Raw genomic sequence first — 23,210 nt, forward strand, 5'->3', positions numbered from 1 at the left:
GCACACTCCGCCATCCGCCCCGCGAACACCGACGACGAATCCAACAGATCCACCGCCATCCCCGCCCACTGCGCCCCCTGACCCGGGAACACGAAGACGGCGCGGCCGTCGCCCACGGCCCGACCGCGTACCACCTCGGCGGACTCGGTGCCCGCCGCGACGGCGGCCAGGCCGGTGAGCAGCGCGTCGCGGTCGGCGCCCAGCACGATCGCGCGGTGCTCGAAGGCCGAGCGGGTGGTGGCGAGGGCGAGGGCCACGTCGTACGGGCCGGCGTCCAGCGCGGGCCGGTGCGCGAGGAGGCGTTCGGCCTGGGCGCGCAGACCGGCCGCCGTACGGGAGGACAGCGTCCACGGGACGACCGGGAGGGTGCGGTCCGTGGCTTCGTCGGTGGGCTCGGTCTGCTCGGGTGCCTGCTCCAGGATGGCGTGGGCGTTGGTGCCGGAGACACCGAACGAGGACACGCCCGCGCGGCGCGGCTGTTCCGTCTGCGGCCACTCGCGCTCCTCGGTGAGGAGTTCCACGGCGCCCGAGGCCCAGTCGACGTGCGGGGACGGCTCGTCCACGTGCAGGGTGCGCGGGAGCGTCCCGTGCCGCATCGCCTGCACCATCTTGATCACACCGGCCACGCCGGCGGCGGCCTGGGTGTGCCCGATGTTGGACTTGACCGAGCCCAGCCACAGCGGCTCGTCCCGCTCCTGGCCGTAGGTGGCCAGCAGGGCCTGCGCCTCGATCGGGTCACCCAGCCGGGTGCCCGTACCGTGCGCCTCCACGGCGTCCACCTGGCTCGCGGCCAGGCGTGCGTCGGCCAGGGCCTGGCGGATCACGCGCTGCTGCGCAAGCCCGTTCGGGGCGGTGAGTCCGCTGCTCGCGCCGTCCTGGTTGATCGCGGTGCCGCGGACCACGGCCAGCACGGGGTGGCCGTTGCGCCGGGCGTCCGAGAGCCGCTCCAGGACGAGCATGCCCGCCCCCTCGGCGAAGCCGAAGCCGTCGGCGGCCGCGGCGAACGCCTTGCAGCGGCCGTCGGCGGCGAGGGCCCGCTGCCGGCTGTACTCGGTGAACACGCCGGGCGTGGAGAGCACGGTCGCCCCGCCGGTGAGCGCCAGCGTGCACTCTCCCGCGCGCAGCGAGCGGACGGCGAGGTGCAGAGCGACCAGGGACGAGGAGCACGCGGTGTCGACGGAGAGGGCGGGGCCCTCCAGGCCGAGGGTGTAGGACACCCGGCCGGAGAGCACGCTGGGCGAGGTGCCGGTGACGACATAGCCCTCCAGCTCGGTGGCCACCGTGCCCGTGATGTCGGAGTAGTCCTCGCTGCTGAAGCCGACGAACACGCCGGTGGCGCTGCCGCGCAGGCCGTGCGGGTCGATACCGGCCCGCTCCAGGGCCTCCCAGGAGGTCTCCAGCACCAGCCGCTGCTGCGGGTCCATGGCCAGCGCCTCGCGCGGGCTGATCCCGAAGAACCCCGCGTCGAAGTCGGCCGCGGTGTCGAGGAATCCGCCTTCGCGGGCGTAGGAGGTGCCGGGCCGGTCGGGGTCCGGGTCGTAGACCGACGCCATGTCCCAGCCGCGGTCCTCGGGGAACGCGGCGACCGCGTCGGTCCCGGCGGTCAGCAGCCGCCACAGGTCCTCGGGCGTGGCCACCGCGCCGGGGTAGCGGCAGGCCATGCCCACGATCGCGATGGGCTCGCGGTCGCGGGCCTCGGCCTCGCGCAGCCTGCGCCGGGCGACCTGCAGGTCGCCCGTGACCTGCTTGAGGTAGTCGAGCAGTTTGGCCTCGTCAGCCATCGGTGCACCCCCGTGCGGTTCGTTCGGCGCGGATCAAGAGATGCCCCGGTCGATCAGGTCGAAGAGTTCGTCGGCGGTGACGCCGTCCAGCGCGGCCCGCTCGGGTGCCTCGCCGGTCGTGTCGGTGTCCCAGCGGGCCGCCAGCTCCCGCAGGTGCGCCGCCACCCGGGCGCGGTCGGCGCTTTCGGCCGGCAGGGCGCCCAGCGCGCTCTCCACCCGGGCCAGTTCGGCGATGATCCGGTCGGCGCTCGCCTCGTCGGACTCGCTCGGCAGGAGCGCGTCGAGCAGGTGGTCGGCGAGCGCGGCGGGGTTGGGGTGGTCGAACACGATGGTGGTGGGCAGCCGCAGGCCGGTGGCGGCGCCGAGGCGGTTGCGCAGTTCGACGGCGGTCAGCGAGTCGAAGCCCAGTTCCTTGAAGCCTCGGTCGGGTGCCACCGCCTCGCTTCCCCGGTGCCCCAGGACGTCGGCCACCTGGCCGCGGACCAGGTCGAGCAGGACGGGGGTGCGCTCGGGTGCGGGCAGTGCGGTGATCCGCGCCCGCAGGGCCGCCGCGTCGGTCGCCGGACGGGCGGCGGCCGGGCCGGCCGGGGTGGCGACCAGGCCGTGCAGCAGCGGCGGGGTGGGAGCCGCGGAGGCGGTGGCGAGGTCCAGGCGGGCGGTGACGGTCACGGCTTCGCCGGTGCGGGTGGCCGCGTCGAACAGGGCCAGTCCCTCGGCGGCGGCCATGGGCACGATGCGGTTGCGGCCGGCGCGGGCGACGTCGGCGGCGTCCAGGTGTCCGGTGAGACCGGTGGCGTCGGCCCACAGTCCCCAGGCCGCGGCGGTGCCGGGCAGACCCGCGGCGCGGCGCCGTTCGGCGAGCGCGTCGAGGAAGGCGTTGGCGGCCGCGTAGTTGGCCTGCGCGGGGGTGCCGAGGGTGGCCGCCGCGGAGGAGAACAGCACGAACGCGGACAGGTCGCTGTCTGCGGTGAGTTCGTGCAGGTGCCAGGCGGCGTCGGCCTTCGGCCGCAGCACGGCCGGCAGCCGGTCGGAGCCGAGTTCGGTCAGCACGCCGTCGTCGAGGGCGCCCGCGGTGTGCACCACCGCGGTCAGCGGTGCCTCGGCGGTCAGCCGGGCGAGCAGTGCGTCGAGGGCGGCGCGGTCGGTCACGTCGCAGGTCTCGAAGCGGACGGTGGCGCCGGCCGCGGCCAGTTCGGCGACCAGGTCGGCGCTGCCGGGGGCGGCGGCGCCGCGGCGGCTGGCCAGCACGAGGTCGCGGGCGCCGTGCTCGGCCACCAGGTGCCGGGCGAGGACGCCGCCGAGCACGCCGGCGCCGGTGATCAGGACGGTGCCGTCGGCGTAGGGGGCGACGGTCAGCACGATCTTCCCGGTGTGCCGGGCCTGGGCCATGAACCGGAACGCGCCGCGTGCGTCGGCGAGCGGCCAGGTGCGGGTCGGCAGGCCGGTCACCTCGCCCGCCTCGGCGTGGGCGACGACCTCGGTCAGCAGGCTCTGGACGCGGTCGGGGCCGGCGTCCAGCAGGAGGTCGAACGGGAGGTAGTCGACGCCGGGCAGGTCCGCGGGGTCGCGGCGGTCGGTCTTGCCGAGTTCCACGAACCGGCCGCCCGGCCGCAGCAGGCGCAGGGACGCGTCCACGAACTCCCCCGCGAGGGAGTTCAGCACGACGTCCACCCCCGGGAACCGCTCCGCGAATCCGGTGTCCCGCGACGACGCGATGTGCGCCTCGTCCAGACCGGCCGCCCGCAGCACCCCGTGCTTGCCGGGGCTCGCCGTCGCATACACCTCGGCACCCAGGAACCGGGCCAGCTGGACGGCGGCCATGCCGACACCGCCGGCCGCCGCGTGCACCAGCACCCGGTCCCCCGCCCGCACTCCGGCGAGGTCGACGAGTGCGTAGCGGGCGGTGGCGTACACGGACGGCAGTGCCGCTGCCCGGACCCAGGACCAGCCGGCGGGGACGGGCACCACGAGTCGCCGGTCCACCACCGCGAGGGTGCCGAAGCCGCCCGGCACCATGCCGAGGACACGGTCGCCGACGGCGAGGTCGGTGACGTCCGGGGCCACCTCGACCACGGTGCCCGCGGCCTCGGAGCCGATCGCGTCGACCTCGTCCGGGTACATGTCGAGTGCGCAGAGCACGTCCCGGAAGTTCACGCCGGCCGCGCGGACGGCGATGCGCACCTGGCCGGGTGCCAGGGGAGCCGTGGCGTCGGGGGCGGCGACGGCGTCGACACCGTCGATGCTGCCGGGCCGTACCACGTCGACGCGCCAGGCGTCGGCCCCGGCGGGTGGGCGCAGCGCGGTCTCGGGGGCGCGGGTCAGCCGGGCGACGAGGCGTTCGCCGTCGCGGAGCGCGGTCTGCGGTTCGTCGCCGACGGCCGGCACCGCAGCGAGGGAGGCGGGCGTGCCGTCGGTGTCGACGAGGAGGAACCGGTCGGGGTGCTCGGTCTGCGCGGAACGGACCAGGCCCCATACCGCGGCGGCGGCCGGATCGGGTTCCTCGCCGGGGCGGACGGCGACGGCGTGCCGGGTGACGACGGCGAGCCGGGCGTGGCCGAACCGCTCGTCGGCGAGCCAGTCGCGCAGCAGCTCCAGCACCTGGGCGGTGACCCGGTGGGTGGTGGCGACGACGTCGGCTCCGGTGCCGACGGGGGCGAGGACGAGGTCCGTCGGGCCGGCGTCGATGTCGGCGAGGGTGGCGTGCGGGGGCGCGGTGAGACCTGCCGGTTCCGTGCCCAGCACGGCGCAGCGCCGGACGGCGGGTGCCTCGATGTCGGGGGTCTGCCACGCCACGCGGAACAGCGCGTCGCGCGTGCCGGCGGCGGCCACGGCGGCGAGTTGTCCGGGCGAGGCGGGCCGCAGCCGCAGCGCGGCCAGTTCCACCACGGGCCGGCCCTCGCGGTCGGTGGCGGTCAGGCGCAGCGTGTCGGCGCTCTCCCGGGCGGCGCGCACGCGCAGGACACGGGCGGTGCCGGGGTGCACGGTCACGCCGGTCCAGGAGAACGGCAGCATCAGGGGCGCGTCGTCGGGCTCGGCGGCGGGCACGGCCTGGGTGACGGCGTCGAGCAGCGCGGGGTGCACGAGGTGGCCGGTGGTGGCGACGGTCTCGGGGAGTTCGACCTCGGCGAAGATCTCGGTGTCCCGGCGCCACAGGGCGCGCAGGCCCCGGAAGGCGGGTCCGTAGCCGTAGCCGCGGGCGGCGAAGCGGTCGTACACGCCGTCCACCGGGAGCGGTTCCGCGTCGGCCGGGGGCCACTGGCCGGGCACGGGCCCGGCGGGCGCGGCCGGTGCCAGGACGCCCGTGGCGTGCTGGGTCCAGGCGTCGCCGGAGTGGGTGTGGACGGCGACCGTACGGCGTCCGGAGTCGTCGGCGCCGTGCACGGTGACGCGCAGGGTCAGACCGTCGGCGGGCACGCCGATCGGCGCGGCCAGGGTCAGTTCCTCGACCTGGGCGCAGCCGAGCCGGTGGCCGGCGTGGGCCGCCATCTCCACGACCGCGGTGCCGGGCAGCAGGGCGGTGCCCAGCACGGTGTGCTCGGTCAGCCAGGGGTGTGTCTCGGGGCTGATCCGGCCGGTGAGGAGCAGGCCGCCGTCGTCGGGGAGTTCGGCCTCGGCGCCGAGCAGCGGATGCCCGCCGGCGGTGAGGCCGACCGCGGTCAGGTCGCCGGCGCCGGTGGTGCCGGGGGCGAGCCAGTAGCGCTCGCGCTGGAAGGGGTAGGTGGGGAGTTCGACGGGGCGGGCGCCGACGGTGTCGAACAGGGGCCGCCAGTCGACCGGCACACCGCCGGCGGCCACCTCGGCGAGGGCCGTGGTGAGACGCAGCCGGTCGCTCTCGTCGCGTCGCAGGGTGGCGGCCACGCGCAGGTCGGTGCCCTCGGCCTCGGCGGTCTGCTGCATGGCGACGGTGAGCACGGGGTGCGGGCTGATCTCCACGAACGCGTGGTAGCCCGCGTCGAGCAGACCCCGGACCGCGTCCTGGAAGAGCACCGGCTCGCGCAGGTTGCGGTACCAGTAGCGGGCGCCCAGTTCGCTGCCGTCGATCCAGTCCGCGGTGACGGTGGAGTACAGGGGGATTTCGCCGTCCCGCGGGCGGATGCCCTTGAGTTCGGCGAGCAGCCGCTGCCGTACGGCCTCCACCTGCGGGGAGTGCGAGGCGTAGTCGGCGGCGACCCGGCCGGCGCGCAGTCCCTCGTCGTCGCAGAGGTCGAGCAGGTCCTCCAGGGCCTCGCGGTCGCCGGCGACGACCAGCGAGCGGGGGCTGTTGACGGCGGCGATGCCGAGCCGGCCGGGCCAGCGCTCCAGCATCTTCTCGACGTCGGCGGCGGGCGCGGCGACGAAGCCCATGCCGCAGCGGCCGGGCAGGTCGGCCACGGCCTTGGCGCGCAGCGCGACGATCTTCGCGGCGTCGTCCAGGGTGAGGGCGCCGGCCACGCAGGCCGCGGCGATCTCGCCCTGGGAGTGGCCGACCACGGCCGAGGGCACGACACCGTGCGAGCGCCACACGGCGGCCAGCGAGACCATGAGGGCGAACAGCACGGGCTGCACGACGTCGACGCGGCTCAGCGGCGGGGCGCCCTCGGCGCCGCGCAGCACGTCCACGACCGACCAGTCCAGCCAGGGGGCGAGGGCGCGTTCGCACTCGGCCAGGCGCGCGGCGAACACCGGGTCCGTGTCGAGCAGTTCGACGCCCATGCCCAGCCACTGGCCGCCCTGGCCGGCGAAGACGAAGACGACGCTGCCGTCGGCGCCGGCGGTGCCGCGGACGACGGCCGGGTCGGCGCCGCCCGCGGCGAGCACGTCCAGTGCGGCCAGGAGTTCGGCGCGGTCACGGCCCACGACGGCGGCGCGGTGCTCGAACGCGGTGCGGCGGGTGGCCAGGGTGAGGGCGACGGAGGCGGGCTCCAGGTCCGGGTCGGCCGCGACGAACTCGCGGAGCCGGGCGGCCTGTTCGAGCAGGGCGGCCTCACTGCGCGCGGACAGCTGCCAGGGCAGGGGGACCGAACCGGCCGGCTGCTCCGGCGCCGCTTCCCGCGCCTCGGGCGCCTCGGGCGCTTCCGCCACGATCACATGGGCGTTGGTGCCGCTGACGCCGAACGACGACACGCCGGCCCGGCGCGGGCGTTCGCCGCGGGGCCAGGGGCGGGCCTCGGTCAGCAGCCGCACGTCGCCGGACACCCAGTCCACGTGCGGGGTGGGCTCGTCGACGTGCAGTGTCCTGGGGAGCAGTCCGTGCTGGAGCGCGAGCACCGTCTTGATGACTCCGCCCACGCCGGCGGCGGCCTGCGCGTGGCCCAGGTTGGACTTCAGCGAGCCCAGCCACAGCGGCCGGTCGCGGTCCTGGCCGTAGGAGGCGAGCAGGGCCTGGGCCTCGATGGGGTCACCCAGGGTGGTGCCGGTCCCGTGTCCCTCGACGGCGTCCACGTCGCCGGGGCGCAGTCCGGCGTCGGCCAGTGCCTGCCGTACCACGCGCTGCTGGGCGGCGCCGCTCGGCGCGGTGAGCCCGTTGGAGGCGCCGTCCTGGTTGATGGCGGTGCCGGGCAGCAGGGCGAGCACCGGGTGGCCGTTGCGCCGGGCGTCGGACAGCCGCTCCAGCAGGAGCATGCCGGCGCCCTCGGACCAGCCGAGTCCGTCGGCGGCCTTGGCGTACGAGCGGCAGCGGCCGTCCTCGGACAGGCCGCCCTGCTTGGTGAAGTCGACGAACAGTTCCGGCGTCGGCATGACGGTCACGCCGCCGGCGAGCGCGAGGGTGCTCTCGCCCGAGCGCAGCGACCGCACCGCCTGGTGCAGGGCGACGAGGGAGGACGAGCAGGCGGTGTCGACCGTGAAGGCGGGGCCCTCCAGGCCGAGGACGTAGGCGATGCGGCCGGCCACCACACTGGCCAGGCGGCCGGTCAGGGCGTGTCCGTCGCCGCCCTCGGGGATGCCGGCGAGCAGGGAGGAGTAGGACTGGGCGTTGGCGCCGACGAAGACGCCGACGCGTCCGCCCCGCCAGGAGCCGGGGGCGACACCGGCCCGCTCCAGCGCCTCCCAGCCGGTCTCCAGCAGCAGCCGCTGCTGGGGGTCCATCAGCTGGGCCTCGCGGGGGCTGATGCCGAAGAATCCGGCGTCGAACAGGGCGACGTCGTCGAGGAATCCGCCGTGCCGGGTGCGGCTGGCCAGGGGGCCGTCCGGGTCGGCGAGCGCGGCCAGGTCCCAGCCGCGGTCGGTGGGGAACGGCATGATGGCGTCGCGTTCCTCCAGCAGGAGCCGCCACAGGTCGTCGGGGGTGCGCACGCCGCCCGGGAAGCGGCAGGCCATGCCGACCACGGCGACCGGGTCGTCGTCGGCCGCGCGCCGCACGGGCTCGTCGTCCTCGACGAGCAGGACGTGCCGGCCGGAGGCGGCGTCGACGAGGGCGTCCGCGAGGGCGCGGGCGGTGGGGTGGTCGTAGATGGCGGTGGTGGGCAGTTTCACGCCGGTGCCGCGGCTGAGCCGCAGCAGCAGTTGTACGGCGGTCAGCGAGCGCAGGCCGAGTTCCCGGATGGCCCGGTCCGGCGGTACGTCGGCGGCGGTGCCGAGGTCGAGGACCTCCGCGACCTGCGTCAGGACCAGGTCCAGGACGACGCGCCGGCGCTCGGGCTCGGGCAGACCGGCGAGCCGGTGCGTGAGCGCGGGCGGCTGAGCGGCCGTCGGTTCGGTCAGCGGCTCAGTCATGGGTGGTCCCCTCCAGCGGGTCCGGTGCGTGCAGTGCGGAGACGGGCAGGCCGGGATCGGCGAGTGCGGCCTGCAGCAGGGCGGTGGTGCCGGCCAGCAGGTCGTCCACGACGCGTCGGCCGAGGGCGGCGGCGCGGTGGACGACGTGTCCGGTGAGACCGCCGTCGGGGTCCTCGACGAGGTGCACCTCGAGGTGCCAGCGTGCGTAGGTCTGTTCGCCGGTGAACTGCTCGACGCGGGCGCCGGGCAGGCCCAGTTCGCCCAGTTCGACGTTGACGAGCTGGAACACGACGTCGACCAGCGGCTGTTCGGGGTCCAGGCCGAGGCCCTCGACGACGCGTTCCCAGGGCAGTGCCTGGTGGGCGTACGCGTCGACGGCGGTGTCCCGGACCCGGGCCAGCAAGCCGGCGAAGGACGGGTCCCCGGAGAGGTCGACGCGCAGGGGCACGAAGTTGGCGAAGAAGCCGATCAGCCCCTCGACCTCGGCCCGGGTGCGGCCCGCCACCGGGGAGCCGACGGCCAGGTCGTCGGTGCCCGTCCAGCGGGCCAGGGTGGCGGTGAAGGCGGCCAGCAGGGTCATGTAGAGGGTGGCGTCGTGCTCGGCGCCGACCCTGCGGGCGGTGTCGACCAGGTCGGCGGGCAGCCGCCATTCGGTCAGCACGCCGGTGCCGTCGTGGGCGGCGTCCGCCGGGACGCCCGGCAGGGTGAGGGGCCGCAGCCCGGCCAGCCGCCGGCGCCAGTGGTCCAGCTGCGCGTCGAGCGCGGGGCCGGTGAGCCAGGAGCGCTGCCACACGGCGAAGTCGCCGTACTGGACGGGCAGTTCGGGCAGCTCGGACGGACGGTTCTCGCGCAGCGCCGCGTAGACGCCGGACAGTTCCGTCCAGAGCACGCCCTGGGACCAGCCGTCGGTGGCGATGTGATGCACCGTCAGCAGCAGGACGTGGTCGTCCGGGGCGATCCGCAGCAGGGCGGGCCGCAGCACGGGGCCGGAGACGAGGTCGAACGGGCGGGCCGCGGCCTCGTCGGCCAGGGCGCGGGCGGCGGTCTCGTCGGGCACGTCCACCGGCTCCAGCACGATGTCCCTGGCGGGCAGGACCACCGACATGGGCTCGTCGCCGGGCACGAAGACGGTGCGCAGCGCCTCGTGCCGGCGGACGACCTCGGTCAGGGCGCGGCCCAGCAGGTGCGTGTCCAGTTCCCCGGTGATGCGCACGGCCAGCGGGATCGTCCAGACCGGGTCACCGGGGTCGGCCTCGTGCAGCCGCCACAGCCGCAGCTGGCCGAGCGAGAGCGGCAGGGGTTCCTGCCGGGACACCGGCACCAGGGGCGGAACGGCCGAGCGCGGGGACACGGCGACGACCTCGGCGAGCGCGCGGGGGGTGCGGTGCTGGAACAGCTCCCGCAGGGAGACCTCGGCGTCCAGCACCTCACGGATCCGGGCGACCGTGCGGGCCGCGACCAGCGAGTGTCCGCCCAGGGCGAAGAAGTCGTCGTCGATGCCGACCCGTTCGGTCTCCAGCACCTCGGCGAACACCTCGCACAGGGCCTTCTCCTCGCCGGTGCGGGGCGCGGTGAAGCCGGTGTCGAGGGTGGTGCGCAGATCGGGGGCGGGCAGCGCGGCCCGGTCGATCTTCCCGGTGGTGGTCAGCGGGAACGCGTCCAGCGGGACGAGCGCCGACGGCACCATGTAGTCCGGTACGGCGTCCGCCAGGTGGGCGCGCAGCCGGGCGGGCAGTCCGCCGTCGGTGCCGGGGACGGGCACGACGTAGCCGACGAGCCGCTTGACGCCCGGGGTGTCCTCGCGGGCGACGACGACGGCGCGGGTCACCTCGGCGTGCCGCAGCAGCACGGCCTCGACCTCGCCCAGCTCCACCCGGAAGCCCCGGATCTTGACCTGGTGGTCGAGCCGGCCCAGGTACTCCAGGCTGCCGTCGGGGCGCCGGCGGCCCAGGTCTCCGGTGCGGTAGAGGCGGGAACCGGGCGGGCCGAAGGGGTCGGCGACGAACTTCTGCGCCGTCAGTTCCGGCTTGCCGACGTAGCCGCGGGCGAGCCCGGGGCCGGCGAAGCACAGTTCGCCGGCGACGCCCACGGGGACCGGCCGCAGCCGGTCGTCCAGCACGTAGGCGCGGGAGTTGTCGACGGGCTCGCCCAGATGTGCGGCCCGGGGCCAGTCGGCGACGTCGCCGGGCAGGGTGTAGGAGGTGACGACCTGGATCTCGGTGGAGCCGTAGTGGTTGTGCAGGCGCAGCCGGGGCCGGGCGGCGCAGAACTCGCGCAGCACGGAGTCGAGGGTCAGCGGCTCGCCCGCCTGGGAGATGTGCCGCAGCGAGGTGAGCCGGGCCCGGCCGGCGGCCGCCTCCTCGGCGAGGGCGCGGATCATCAGGTTGGGCACGAAGATCTGCTCGACGGCCCGCTCGTCGAGCCAGCGGGCGAAGCGGGCCGGGTCGCGGCGGGTCTCCTCGGTGGGGATGACCAGCGTCTCGCCGTACAGCAGCGCGGAGAGCACCTCCTGCACCGACACGTCGAAGGTGAGGGCGGTGAACTGGGCGGTCCGGGTGCCGGGGCCGCCCGGTACCGCCTTCTTCTGCCAGGCGAGCATGTTGACCACGCACCGGGCGGGCATGGCGATGCCCTTGGGCACGCCGGTGGAGCCGGAGGTGTAGACGACGTAGGCGAGCGAGTCGGGGCCCGGTCGCTCCGTCGCCCCGGCCGGGAGCGGCTCGGTCCGGTCCGGGGCGTCCACGAGGACGAGGGCGGTGCCCTCGGCGAAGACGTCCGCGTGCGCCCGGTCGGTGACGGCGACGGTCATCCGGGCGTCGTCCACGATGAGCCGGATCCGGTCGCGGGGGTGGTTCGGGTCGATCGGCACATAGGCCGCGCCGGCCTTGAGGATGCCGATCAGGCCGGCCATCTGCACGGTGCTGCGCTCCAGGCACAGGCCGACGAGGTCGTCCGGCCGTACCCCGCGTGCCCGCAGCCCGGCGGCGATCCGCTCGGCCTCGCGGTCCAGTTCGGCGTAGGTGAGGACGTCGTCCTCGCACTCCACCGCCGGGGCGTCGGGGGTGCGGGCGACCTGCTCGGCGAACAGCCGGGCGAGCGAGGCGTCCCGGTACGGCAGGGCCGTGTCGTTCCACTGCTCCAGCAGCAGGTGGCGGTCGTCGTCGTCCAGCAGCGAGAGCGTGGACAGCGGCGCGTCCGGGTCGGCGAGCGCCGTGCGCAGCAGGACCGTGAGGTGGTGCAGCATCCGGCGGACCGTCTCCGCCTCGAACAGGGCGGTGGAGTGCAGCACGGTGCCGCGCACCCGGTCGCCGTCCTCGGTGAGGTGCACTTCGAGGTCGACGCGGGTGAACGCGTGCTCGTCCAGCAGCGGTTCCAGCCGGGCGGCGCCGAGGCGGTCGCCCTTGTCCCCGGGCGCCCGCATGAGCTGGAAGACGACCTGGACCAGCGGGTTGCGGGACAGGTCCCGTTCGGGTGCCAGGGTCTCGACCAGGTGCTCGAAGGGCAGGTCCTGGTGGTCCATGGCGCCCACCACCGTCTCCCGTACCCGGCCCAGCAGGTCGCGGAAGGTGGGGTCGCCGGACACGTCGGTGCGCAGCACCAGCATGTTGACGAAGAAGCCGATCAGCCGCTCCACCTCGGGGCGGGTCCGGCCCGCCACCGGTGCGCCGACGGCGACGTCCTCGGTGCCGGCGAACCGTGCCAGGACCACCGTGAAGGCGGTCAGCAGCGTCATGTAGAGGGTGGCACCCTCGGTGTCGCCGAGGGCGCGCGCGGCCCGGACCAGGTCCTCGGGCAGCTCCCACGGCTGGGAGGCGCCCGCCGAGCCGGCGACCGCGGGGCGGGGCCGGTCCAGGGGCAGTTCCAGGGGGCGCAGGCCGGCGAGCCGGGTCCGCCAGTAGGCCAGGTGCCGTTCCCGCTCGGCGCCGGTGAGCCGGTCGCGCTGCCAGACGGCGAAGTCGCCGTACTGGACGGGCAGTGCGGGCAGGTCGGCGGTGTCGCCGGCCAGTTCGGCGCGGTAGGCCTCGGCCAGTTCGCCCCAGAAGACGGCGTGCGACCAGCCGTCGGTGACCGCGTGGTGCGCGGTGATGAGGACGGCGTGGTCCTCGGCCGCGAGCCGCAGCACCCGGGCGCGCAGCAGCGGCCCCCGGGCCAGGTCGAAGGGGCGCGCGGCGTCCGCCTCGGCCAGGGCGCGTGCCTCGGCCTCGTCGGCGACGTCCGTGACGTCCAGGTGCAGCGGGGTCGCGGGGCGGACGACGGCCACCGGCTCGCCGGCGTCGGCGGCGAAGACGGTGCGCAGCACCTCGTGGCGGGAGACCACCAGGGACAGGGCCCGGCCCAGGGCGTCCACGTCGAGCGGGCCACGGGCGCGCACGCCCATCGCCACGTTCCAGAAGCCGCTGTCCGGGGTGAGCCGGTCCAGGAACCACAGACGGCGCTGGGAGGACGACAGCGGGAGCGCGCCCTCGCGGGGGGCCGGCCGGATCACGTCCGTCACCGCGCCGGGCTCGCCGAGGGTCTCGGCCAGCCGGCGCGGGGAGCGCCGCTCGAACACCGCCTGGAGCGGCACGTCGGGCCCGAAGCGGGCGCGGATCCGGGCGATCGCCCGGGTGGCCAGCAGCGAGTGCCCGCCGAGGGCGAAGAAGTCGTCGTCGGCGCCCACCGGGCGCACGTCCAGCACCTCGGCGAAGATCTCGCACAGCACCCGCTCCGCCTCGGTGGCGGGCTCGGCGTATCCGCTCTCGGCGACCGAGCGGGTGTCGGGGGCGGGCAGGGCCCGTCGGTCGATCTTCCCGGTGGTGGACAGCGGGAACGCGTCGAGCGCGACGAACGCCGACGGCACCATGTAGTCCGGTACGGCGCCCGCGGCGTGGGCGCGCAGCGCGGGCAGCACGCCGTCACCGGCGTCCGGCTCCAGCACCACATAGGCCACCAGGCGCTTGTCGCCGGGGATGTCCTCGCGCACGGCGACGGTGACCTGCGAGACGGCCGGGTGCCTCAGCAGCGCGGCCTCGACCTCGCCGGGCTCCACCCGGAAGCCGCGGATCTTGACCTGGACGTCGGCGCGGCCGAGGAACTCCAGCGCGCCGCCGGGCAGCCACCGTACGACGTCGCCCGTGCGGTACATCCGCTCGCCGGGCCCGCCCCACGGGTCCGGCACGAACTTCTCGGAGGTCAGGTCGGGCCGGCCCAGGTAGCCGCGGGCCACCCGGGGCCCGCCGATGACGAGTTCGCCCGCCACGCCGAGCGGCGCCGGCCGGAGGGCGTCGTCGAGGACGTACACGCGGGTGTTGTCGATCGGGGCTCCGATGGGCACCCGGGAGCCGACGAGGCGGAAGCCCGGCTCCATGGGGAACAGCGTGGTGAACGCGGTCGCCTCGGTCGGCCCGTAGGCGTCGAGCACGGTCAGGTGCGGATGGGCGGCCATCACCTGGGCGACGGTCTCGCCGGACACGGCCTCGCCGCCGGTGAGGACCTCGCGCAGCCCGCCGAAGCAGTCCATGCACTCCTCGGCGAGCAGGCTGAACAGGGGGGCGGGCAGGCACATGGCGGTGACGCCGTGCTCGCGGATGAGCCGGTCGAAGGTGTCCGGCTCGACGTGCTCGTCGGCGGCGACGACGATCTGCTTGCCCGCCAGCAGGAACGGCCACAGCTCGTAGGTGGAGATGTCGGTGGCCAGCGGGTAGTGCAGCAGGACCCGTTCGTGGTTGCCGTTCCGCCAGCGGCGGTCGGCGGCCAGCACCACGACGTTGCGGTGGGTCACGGCCACGCCCTTGGGCTCGCCGCTGGAGCCGGAGGTGTAGATGACGTACGCGGTGGTGTCGGGGTGCGGGTCGATGCCGGGGTCGGTGTCGGGTCCGGGTCCCGGGTCGGTCACGTCGAGGACGGTGACGCCGTCGGTGCCGGGCACCGGGCGGTCGGCGATGACGACGCGCAGCCCGGAGGTGGCCACGATGCGCTCGGTACGGCCCGGAGGGTTGCGCGGGTCGAGGGGCACATAGGCGGCGCCCGCCTTGAGCACGCCCAGCACGGCGGCGACCATGCCGGTGGAGCGGCCTGTGGCCACGCCGACCGGTTCGTCGGCGCCGACGCCGTGGGCCAGCAGGAGGTGGGCGAAACGGTTGGCCAGCCGGTCCAGTTCCGCGTAGGTCACGCGTTCGTCGCCGCAGATCAGGGCGACGGCGTCGGGGGTGCGGGCGGCCTGTTCGGCGTAGAGCCGGGGCACGGAGCCGTCCGGGAGCGGAGCGGCCGTGTCGTTCCAGGCGACCATCGTGCGGTGCCGGTCGGTCGCGTCGAGCATGGTCGCCGCGGACACCGGCCGGTCGGGATCGGCGAGCACCTCGCCGAGGACGACCGACACGTGGTGCATCAGCTGGCGGACGGTGTCGGCGTCGAACAGGTCGGCGGCGTACAGGACGGTCGCGCGGACCTCGTCGCCGGTCTCGACGGCGTGCACCTCCAGGTCCATCCGGGTGTACGCGTGGTCGATGTCGAACGGCCCGGCCTGGGCGCCCTGCCACCAGGTCCGCCGGGGCGCGTCGGTCAGCAGCTGGAACGCCACCTGCACCAGCGGGTTGCGGGACAGGTCGCGCTCGGGGCGGAGCCGTTCCACCAGGTGCTCGAAGGGGACGTCCTGGTGCTCGACGGCGCCGACCACCGACTCCCGTACGCGGCCGAGGAGTTCCCGGAAGGTCGGGTCTCCGGACAGGTCGGTGCGGACGGCGACGACGTTGACGAAGAAGCCGATCAGCGCCTCGGTCTCGGCGCGGGTCCGGCCCGCCATCGGCGAGCCCACGGCGACGTCCTCGGTGCGGGCGTACCGGGACAGCACGAGGGTGAACGCGGCCAGGAGCACCATGTAGAGCGTGGCGCCCTCGCGGGCGGCGACGGCCCGGGCGTCCCGGATCACCTCGGCGGGCAGCTGCCAGGGCAGGGTGCCCGCCCGGCCGGTGGCGACGGCGGGCCGGGCCTTGTCCAGCGGCAGCTCCAGCGGGGCGAGGCCGGCCAGCCGGTCGGTCCAGTAGCCGGCCCGGCGCTCCAGCACCTCGCCGGAGAGCCAGGACCGCTGCCAGAGCGCGTAGTCGCCGTACTGGACGGGCGGCGGGGGCAGCGGTGTGCCGTCGTAGGCGGCGGCGACCTCGGCCCACAGCAGGGCCTGGGACCAGCCGTCGGTCGCGATGTGGTGCACGGCGACGACGAGGACGTGGTCGTCGGGGGCGAGCCGGAGCAGCGTGGCGCGCAGCAGGGGGCCGTGCGCCAGGTCGAACCCGGTGGACAGCTCGGCGGAGGCCGCGGCCCGGGCGGCGTCCTCGTCCGGTACGTCGACGACCCGCAGGGCGACCGGGGCGGCGGCGCCGACGACCGCGGCGGGCACGCCGTCCGCCACGGTGAAGGTGGTGCGCAGGGTCTCGTGGCGGGCGACGACCGCCGACAGGGCGCCGGCGAGCCGCTCGGCGTCCAGCGGTCCGCGGACGCGCAGGGCACCGCCGGAGGTGTACGAGGCGCTGCCGGGGCTGAGCTGGTCCAGGAACCACATCCGCTGCTGGGCGAAGGACAGCGGCAGCGGCCGGTCGCGGTCCGCCGGCTCCAGCGGCGGCGCCGGGTCGGCCGGGTGCGCGGCACCGGTGACCACCGCGGCCAGGGCGCGGGGGGTGCGGTGCTCGAAGACTTCCCGCAGCGGGACGTCGGTGCCGAAGACGCGGGCGATGCGGGCGACGAGACGGGTCGCGAGCAGCGAGTGTCCGCCGCGCACGAAGAAGTCGTCCTCGGCGCCGAACGCGTCGACGTCGAGCAGCTCGGCGAAGATGTCGCACAGCGCGCGCTCGGCGTCGGTGCGCGGGGTGGCCGCGCCGGTGTCCGGGGTGTCCAGCGGGGCGGGCAGCGCGGCCCGGTCGATCTTGCCGGTGGCGGTCAGCGGGAGCGCGTCGCCGATGACGAACGCGGAGGGCACCAGGTAGTCGGGCAGGGCCGCCGCCGCGTGCGCGCGCAGCGCGGCGGCGTCGGTGGTGTGCCCGGCGCGCGGTACGACGTGGGCGACGAGCCGCTTGCCGGCCGGGCCGTCGCCGCGCACGACGACGGCGGTGTGCGCGACGGCGGGGTGGGCGGCCAGCACGGCCTCGACCTCGCCGGGCTCGACCCGGAGACCGCGCAGCTTCGCCTGGTCGTCGGCCCGGCCGAGGAACTCCAGGACGCCGTCGGGGCGGCGGCGCACCACGTCGCCGGTGCGGTACATGCGGCTGCCCGCCGGTCCGAACGGGTCGGGCAGGAAGCGCTCGGCGGTGGCCGCCGGGCGGCCTGCGTAGCCGCGGGCCAGGCGCGGGCCGCCGACGTACAGTTCGCCGGGCACGCCGAACGGGACGGGACGCAGCCGGTCGTCGAGGACGTGGGCGCGGGTGTTGTCCAGGGGGCTGCCGATGGGCACCCGGCCGCCGGGGGCCGGGTCGGACGGCGCGATCGGGTGGAGAGTGGCGAAGGTGGTGGTCTCGGTGGGGCCGTAGCCGTTGACGACCGTCAGTTCCGGGTGGGCGGCGCGGACGCGGGCCACGGTCGCGGGGGACACGGTGTCGCCGCCGACGACGAGTTCGCGGACGCCGGTCAGACAGGTGACGTCCTCCTCGACCACGAGGTCGAAGAGGCCGGAGGTCAGCCACAGCGCGGTGACGCCCTGGTCGGCGACGACGCGGGCGAGGGCGCGCGGTGCGAGGTCGCCGGGCGGGGCCACGACGACGCGGCGGCCGGACAGCAGCGGGGACCACAGTTCGTAGGTGGAGGCGTCGAAGGCCTGCGGGGAGTGCAGCAGGACCCGGTCGTGGGCGCCGCCGGCCCAGCGCCGGTGGAGGGCGAGGCCGGCCACGGCGCGGTGGGTGGTGGCGACGGCCTTGGGGGTGCCGGTGGACCCGGAGGTGGACATCACGTAGGCCAGGCCGTCCGGGCGGACCGTGACCGGCGGGGCCGTGTCGGGGGCGGTGCCGGGGACGTCGCGCAGGTTCACCACCGGGAGGTGCTCGGTGCCGGCGGGTGCGGGGCCGCCGTCGGTCAGCAGCAGTGCGGCGCCGGTGTCGGCGAGAACGGCGCGGGTCCGGGCGGCCGGGTTGCGGACGTCGAGCGGCAGATAGGCGCCGCCCGCCTTGAGTACCGCGAGCACGGCGACGACCAGGTGCGCGGAGCGCTCGGCCGCCAGCGCGACGATGCGCTCGGGACCGACTCCGTGACCGGTCAGGACGTGGGCGAGCCGGTTGGCGGCGCGGTCGAGCCGGGCGTAGGTGAGCTGCTCGGTTCCGTCGGCGACGGCGACGGCGTCCGGGGTGCGGGCGGCCTGGGCGGCGAACAGTTCGGGCAGCGAGGCGTCGGGGAGCGGTACGTCGGTGCCCCGGGCGGTCCGCTCCAGGGCCGCGTCCTCGGTGGCGTCGGTCATGGTCAGCCGGGACAGGGGCAGGTCCGGCCGGGCGCAGGCGGTGCGCAGCAGTGCCGTCAGGTGACGGGCCAGCCGCTCGACGGTCTCCCGGTCGAACAGGGCGCGGCTGTAGTTGACGAGTCCCTCGACGCCGCCCTCGGCGTCCTCGCCGAGGTAGACCTCCAGGTCCATGCGGGTGAACGCACGGTCGCCGGCGAAGGGTTCGGCGGTGGTGCCGGGGAACGGCGCCGGGCGGGCGGCGGGGCGGGGCACGTACTGGAAGACGACCTGGGCCAGCGGGTTGCGCGACAGGTCGCGCTCCGGGACGAGCCGTTCCACCAGGTACTCGAACGGCACGTCCTGGTGCGCCATCTCGTCCACCGAGGCGGCGCGGACGCGTTCGACCAGTTCCGCGAAGGAGGGGTCGCCGGACAGGTCGGTGCGGGTGACGACGGTGTTGACGAAGAACCCGATGAGGCCCTCGACCTCGGCCAGGGGACGGCCGGCGACGGGCTGGGCGACGGCCACGTCCTCGGTGCGGGCGTGCCGTCCGAGGACCGCGCTGAACGCGGCCAGCAGGGTCATGTGCAGGGTCGCGCCCTGCCGTGCGGCGACCGCGCGGGCGGCGGCGACGGCGTCCGCCGGGAGCCGCCAGGTGACGACGCCGCCCTCGGCGGAGGCGACGGCCGGGCGGGGCCGGTCGAGCGGCAGATCCAGCGGGGGCAGGCCGGCCAGGCGGTCCTGCCAGAAGGCCAGTCGCCGCTCCAGCACGGCGGGCGGCAGGGTGCGGCGCTGCCAGGCGGCGAAGTCGGCGTACTGCACGGGCAGTTCCGGCAGCGCGGGCTGCCGGCCGTCGGCGAGGGCGGTGTAGGCCGCGGTCAGCTCGGTCCACAGCAGGCCGTGCGACCAGCCGTCGGTGGCGATGTGGTGGACCGTCAGCAGCAGCACGTGGTCGTCGTCGGCGAGCCGCAGCAGACGGGCGCGGAGCAGGGGGCCCTTCGTGAGGTCGAAGGGGCGTGCGGCCTCCTCGCCGGCCAGCCGCTCGGCGTCGGTCTCGTCCGCGGCGTCGGTCACGGGTACGGCGACCGGCTCCGGCGGCAGGACGACGGCGCCGGGCACGCCGTCGTGGTCGGCGAAGACGGTGCGCAGGGTCTCGTGGCGGGCGACGACGCGGCTCAGCGCCCTGGCCAGCAGGCCGGCGTCCAGCGGGCCGCGGACGCGCACCGCGGTGCCGAAGTTGTAGAAGGCGCTGCCCGGCATCAGCCGGTCGAGGAACCACAGCCGCTGCTGGGCGAACGACAGCTGCAGGGGCTGGTCCCGGGGGACACGGGTGATGCCCGCCGGTGTCGTGCCGGTTCTCGCCGTGCGCTCCCGGAGCCGGTTCAGTGCCGAGTCCAGTCCCGGCCGTCGCGAGCTCCCCTGCGTCATCCGGCTGTCTCCCGCTCCTCGTCGGCGTCGGTGAGTCCGCGGGCGCGCATCATGCTCGCCAGCGCGCGATGGCTGCCGGACTCGCTTGCTTCGAACTGCTCGACCACGCGCCGCCGCATCGGGGCGGGCTTCTCCTGGCTGAGCTTGAACATCGTCTGCACGGTTTCGATCCGCAGGGTGAAGGCGCCCACGCCGGGCGCGATCTGGCGGAAGTAGTCGAGGGAGGACTCCTGGTCCCAGCCGCGTCCGAAGCCGCCCTCCAGCCGCCGGGCGGTGTCGGAGACGATGTCCAGCACGGCGGCGGGTTCGGCGGTGGGCTCCACCGTGCCGGTCACGTGCACGGCGGTGAAGTCCCAGGTGGGTGCGGCGGGCGTGACCTCGTAGACCGTCGGCGAGACATAGCCGTGGGGGCCCTGGAACACGATGAGCGCCCGGTCGCCGGAGCGCATCCGGCGCCACTGCGGGTTCTCGACGTTCATGTGGCCGATCAGGGTGGAGCCGGCCAGCGGCACCGTGCCCGCGGCGACCGCCTCGGCGTCCGCCCCGTCGGGCCCGTGCCGGAACAGCACCGGCGCGTGGGTGGCCACCGGGACGTCCTCGTGCGAGGTGACGACCAGTGCCAGTGGGTTGTGCTGCAGAAACGCCAGGACGACGCCGTCGCGGTCCTCGCGGTACAGCGGACGCTCGTACACTTCAGCCCCTGTTCCCGGCTACTGCCTCGCTTGCGGCGGTGCGGTCCGGGTCGCGCCGGCCGCCGATGATCGACTGGGCGATCTCGCCCGCGCGGACCGCCACCATGGACAGCAGGGTGGAGGCGATGCCGTGGGTCGCCTCGGTGGCGCCCTGGACGTAGATGCCGCACCGGAAGTCCCCGGTGGTGGCGAGCCGGTAGTCCCGGCCGATGACCAACTGCCCCGCCGCGTCCCGGCGGAGGGCGTCACGGACGCCGCCCAGCAGTTCGGCCGGGTCGCCGGACCGGTACCCGGTGGCGTACACGACCAGGTCGGCGTCGAGTGCGGTCTGTTCGCCGGTGGGCAGGAACTCCACGCGTACGGCGACGGATTCACCGCGGGACTCGACGGACACCAGGCGGGAGGCGTTCATCAGCCGCAGGCGCGGGGTGCCCGTCACCTTCTGCTCGTACTGGCGGCGGGCGAGGCCCTGGAGGACGTCCTCGTCGACGACGGCGTAGTTGGTGCCGCCGTGGTACCGCATGATGGACTGCTTGACCTCGGGCGGGGCGACGTAGAAGTCGTCCACGGCGGCCGGGTCGAAGACGCGGTTGGCGAAGGGGCTGGAGTCGGCGACGCTGTAGCCGTAGCGGCCGAACACGGTGCACACCTCGGCCTGGGGGTAGCGCTCCATGAGGTGCGCGGCGACCTCGGCCGCGCTCTGGCCGGCGCCGACCACGACGGCCCGCCGGGGCGGCCGTTCGTCGAACGCGGGCAGCCGGTGCAGCAACTGGGAGCTGTGCCAGACGCGTTCACCGGTCTCGGCGCCCTCGGGCAGCCGCGGGCGCAGGCCGGAGGCGATGACGAGGTTCCTGGTCCGGGCCACCACCCGGTCACCGGCGAGCACATCCAGCGCGACGACCTCGCCGGCGTCGGTCACGGGGCGCACGCCGGTGGCCTCCACGCCGTACTCGACCAGGTGGTTCAGCCGGTCGGCGGCCCACTGGAGGTAGTCGTGGTACTCGATGCGCGAGGGCAGCAGGGTGTGCTGGTTGATGAAGTCGACCAGCCGGCCCTTGTCCTGAAGATAGGAAAGGAAGCCGAAATCGCTGGTGGGATTGCGCATGGTGGCGATGTCCTTGAGGAAGGACACCTGGAGCGAGGAACCCTCGATGAGCATCCCTCGATGCCAGCCGAATTCCTTCTGCTTCTCCAGGAAAACTGCTCGTCCCGCGGCCTCTGATTCATGGAGCGCCACGGCCAGCGCGAGATTCGCGGCACCGAATCCGATTCCGGTGACGTCCAGTACTTCTGATTCCGGGCTCTGCTGTGCAGTGGATACGTGTCCTGCGAGCCGGGTCATATATCAACCACCAGGAGTTTTTCAATGGATGTATCGTCGCAGGACGCCCAGAATTCACCCGCGACGTCCTCCAGATGCGTGAGGGAACGCGCACTGTAAAGGGTGGTCTGGTACTGGGTTATGTCGTAGTCGACGCGGACCATGTCGGCGATGTCGAGCGGCCGGATGTCGGCGGAGCGGAAGTGCTCCAGCTCGCCGTAGGAGGAGACGATGCTGGCGCCGTAGGCACGGGGCCCGTCGGCGGCGTCCAGCAGCCCGCACTCGACCGTGAACCAGAAGGTCTTGGCGACGAACTGGACGGCTGTCTCGGATTCGACCCTGCGTACGGCCTCGCCGGCCAGTCGGTACAGCGCCGCGAACCGGTCGTCGGCCATGGCACTGCCGTGCCCGATGACCTCGTGCAGGATGTCCGGCTCGGTCGAATAGAAGGGGGTCGCGCCGTCACGGAGGTACTGGGTCGAATGGAAGTATCCATCGGCCAGGGAGCCGCAGAACAGGGCGAAGGGGACCACGCCGGAGGCGGGTCGCAGTCGGAATCCGGTCAGCTCGCGCAGGCGCTCGGACACGTCCTGCAGCTGCGGAACGCCGTCCTCGGCCACACCGAGCCGCTCCGCCGCGGCCAGGAACTCCGGCGCGGCCAGGTGCTGGTGCCGCTCCGCCAGCCGCTGGGAGACCAGGCGCCACAGCGCGTGTTCGGCGTCGGTGTACTCGACTTCCGCAATGGGTCCGCCGAGTACGTGGTCCGCGGCGCGGGACGCTATTTCGTCGCGCCGCTGCTGGTACGCCGATGATTCTTCGGTTAATCCGGCACTGGCCGAATCGCTATTCATCCCCCCGCCTCCTGTCATACCCATCGACAGGAGCTGCCCTGATTTTTGGTCTGGTTCGAACGTGCTCATAACAGCCTTCCCCCGTCTGGCCGAACCAATGGGAACCCTACACGCCACCCGCGGCACCTGCAAGAATCTTCGAGCTGTCCGCTTTGAGTTGTTTACGCACGTTTACCCGACATGATCGACAACGGTTCCGAGGATGTGCCGATTACGGCGGCTTTACATCGACCGATAACACGCATGAACCGATATTCATGCAATCCGGGGTGACGGCTGGATGACGCGCCGTATTTTTTCGGCCACAGGCGGTCGCTCCCCTCGGGAGGCGCCTCTGGACACCACCTCTCCTCCTGCTTAGACTCACCGTCCAGATATAGACGGCATGTCGACGGCTCGGCGAGAGGGGCGTCATGGACCACGACACCGACGGGGCCGACGAGCACCTCGTCCGCGAGGCCGAGAAGATCGCGGTCGCGCTGGGCCGCATGTTCCCCGGTCTGTGCGAGGTGGTGCTGCACGATCTGCGGGACCCGGACCACGCGATCCGCGCGATCGAGAACAACCTGTCCGGCCGTCAGGTCGGTGACGCGGCCACCGAGTTGGGGCTGGCCCGCATCGCGGACCCGGAGTACCCCAGCGTCCTCCAGAACTACCCCAACCGGTTTCCCGACGGCCGCCCGGCGAAGAGCACGTCCATCGGCATCAAGAACGCCGCCGGCGAGTACGTCGCGGCACTGTGCCTGAACCTCGACGTCTCGGTCCTGTCCCCGGTGACCCTCGCCCTGGCCAATCTGGTGGCCACGGACACCGAGCACCGCGACCAGCCCCTGGAGACCCTCCGGGCGCGCACCGCACGGGAGTTGCGCGAAGCGGTGGAGGCCCGTGCCGCCGAGCGCGCGGCCACTCCCCGCTCGCTGAGCCGGGACGACAAGAAGGCACTCGTACGACAGCTGCAACGCGACGGCTACTTCGACTCGCGCGACGCCGCACAGACCATCGCGGACCTGCTCGGCGTCTCCCGGGCGACGGTCTACAACTACGCGAAGTGAA

General features: G+C 74.6%; 6 protein-coding genes and 1 pseudogene. 1 reads left to right on the top strand and 6 read right to left on the bottom strand.

Features of this window, described 5'->3' with window-relative positions:
- The 6 genes and pseudogenes from ACZ7KF_RS23875 to ACZ7KF_RS23900 all read right to left on the bottom strand — a co-directional run.
- Positions 1-1,781, bottom strand: a 1,781-nt coding sequence (locus ACZ7KF_RS23875) for a type I polyketide synthase (RefSeq protein WP_471078492.1), incomplete at its 3' end; no start/stop codon positions are given.
- A 33-nt stretch (positions 1,782-1,814) separates the two neighbouring features.
- A pseudogene (locus ACZ7KF_RS23880) lies at positions 1,815-8,414 on the bottom strand (SDR family NAD(P)-dependent oxidoreductase); the annotation flags it as partial.
- A 52-nt stretch (positions 8,415-8,466) separates the two neighbouring features.
- On the bottom strand, positions 8,467-19,293 hold the full coding sequence (locus ACZ7KF_RS23885) for a non-ribosomal peptide synthetase (RefSeq protein ID WP_471078495.1): 10,827 nt from the start codon (positions 19,291-19,293) through the stop codon (positions 8,467-8,469).
- Positions 19,290-19,985, bottom strand: a complete 696-nt coding sequence (locus ACZ7KF_RS23890) for an FMN-binding negative transcriptional regulator (protein ID WP_471078498.1) — start codon at positions 19,983-19,985, stop codon at positions 19,290-19,292. The genes ACZ7KF_RS23885 and ACZ7KF_RS23890 overlap by 4 nt, the downstream gene beginning before the upstream one ends.
- Position 19,986: 1 nt before the next feature.
- Positions 19,987-21,327, bottom strand: coding sequence for a lysine N(6)-hydroxylase/L-ornithine N(5)-oxygenase family protein (locus ACZ7KF_RS23895; RefSeq protein WP_471078501.1), 1,341 nt, complete (start codon positions 21,325-21,327; stop codon positions 19,987-19,989).
- Complete coding sequence (locus ACZ7KF_RS23900; protein ID WP_471078503.1) at positions 21,324-22,157, bottom strand: phenylalanine 4-monooxygenase; 834 nt, start codon at positions 22,155-22,157, stop codon at positions 21,324-21,326. Before ACZ7KF_RS23900 ends, ACZ7KF_RS23895 begins: the two co-directional genes overlap by 4 nt.
- A 413-nt stretch (positions 22,158-22,570) precedes the next feature.
- On the opposite strand from ACZ7KF_RS23900, the gene ACZ7KF_RS23905 reads away from it, so the two are divergent.
- Complete coding sequence (locus tag ACZ7KF_RS23905; RefSeq protein WP_471078506.1) at positions 22,571-23,209, top strand: helix-turn-helix transcriptional regulator; 639 nt, start codon at positions 22,571-22,573, stop codon at positions 23,207-23,209.
- Position 23,210 lies beyond the last annotated feature (1 nt).

The organism is Streptomyces sp. NPDC038200, assembly GCF_055600785.1.

Coding starts and splice junctions, on each gene's coding strand:
- ACZ7KF_RS23885 (WP_471078495.1), bottom strand. CDS start 19,293: ATGACGCAGGGGAGCTCGCGACGGCCGGGACTGGACTCGGCACTGAAC.
- ACZ7KF_RS23895 (WP_471078501.1), bottom strand. CDS start 21,327: ATGACCCGGCTCGCAGGACACGTATCCACTGCACAGCAGAGCCCGGAA.
- ACZ7KF_RS23900 (WP_471078503.1), bottom strand. CDS start 22,157: ATGAATAGCGATTCGGCCAGTGCCGGATTAACCGAAGAATCATCGGCG.
- ACZ7KF_RS23905 (WP_471078506.1), top strand. CDS start 22,571: ATGGACCACGACACCGACGGGGCCGACGAGCACCTCGTCCGCGAGGCC.